Source organism: Streptomyces niphimycinicus, from assembly GCF_018883605.1.
Taxonomy (GTDB): domain Bacteria; phylum Actinomycetota; class Actinomycetes; order Streptomycetales; family Streptomycetaceae; genus Streptomyces; species Streptomyces niphimycinicus.
Genome location: NZ_JAHLEM010000234.1, coordinates 1 through 1,087 on the forward strand (window position 1 = coordinate 1; position 1,087 = coordinate 1,087).

The following is a 1,087-nucleotide window of genomic DNA, read 5'->3' on the forward strand; positions in this document are numbered from 1 at the left end:
TCAGCCAGACGATCTTCGCCGTCGAGTCGGCGATGGATGAACTCGCCCGCGCGCTCGGCATGGACCCGATCGCCTTCCGGGAACGTAACGTGATCCGGCCGGGCGACGCCATGGTGAGCTTCGGCACCGAGCCGGATGACGTCGAGATCGGCAGCTACGGCCTCGACCAGTGCCTGAACCTCGTCGACACGGCATTGCGCCGCGGCAACGACGTTCCGGCGCCGCCGGGCGAGGAATGGCTCGTCGGGCAGGGGACGGCACTGGCGATGATGATTACGAGTCCGCCCCACGGGCATCGAGCCGAGGCGCGGATCGCACTGCTGCCGGACGGCCGCTACCAACTGGCCGTTGGCACCGTCGAATTCGGCACCGGCACGACAACCGTGCACCAGCAGCTCGCCGCGAGCGTGCTCCACACGAGTCCCGACCGGATTCTGATCGCGCAGGGCGATACGGACCAGGTCGGCTACGACACCGGAGGGTTCGGCTCGACCGGGACGGTGGTCGCGGGCCTGGCGTCCGCCCGTGCCGCGGAGTCACTGCGTGAGAGCATCATCGCCGCCGCCGCCGACCACGTGGGCGGCGAGCGGTCAGCCGGTGAGCTCGACGAGGACCAGGTGTGCTGCGACGGGGTGCGAATCCCGCTCTCCGAGCTCGGGACGGCGACCCAGGCCGCCGGCCGGGAGCTGCGCGCGACCGGCACCTGCGAGGGCTCCCCGCGTTCGGTCGCCTTCAACGTCCAGGGCTTCCGGGTCGCGGTCCATACCGGTACCGGTGAGATCAGGATCCTGCGGAGCGTCCAAGCGGGCGACGCCGGCCGGGTCGTCAATCCGATGCAGTGCCGTGGACAGATCGAGGGCGGTGTTGCGCAGGCCCTGGGCGCGGCCATGTACGAGTCGTTGGTGATGGACGAGGAGGGCCACGTCACCACGGCGACCTTCCGCGAGTACCACATCCCGGAGTTCGCCGATGTGCCGCGCACGGAGGTGTACTTCGCCGACACCGCCGACGCCCTCGGACCCCTGGGCGCCAAGTCGATGAGCGAGAGCCCCTTCCTCCCGGTCGCTGCCGCCTTGGCCAACGCGGT

General features: G+C 70.3%; 1 protein-coding gene. It reads left to right on the forward strand.

Translation table 11 applies throughout. The features are described 5' to 3' along the window. A partial coding sequence (locus KN815_RS21425; RefSeq protein WP_216343559.1) for a xanthine dehydrogenase family protein molybdopterin-binding subunit occupies window positions 1–1,087 on the forward strand: 1,087 nt, incomplete at both ends.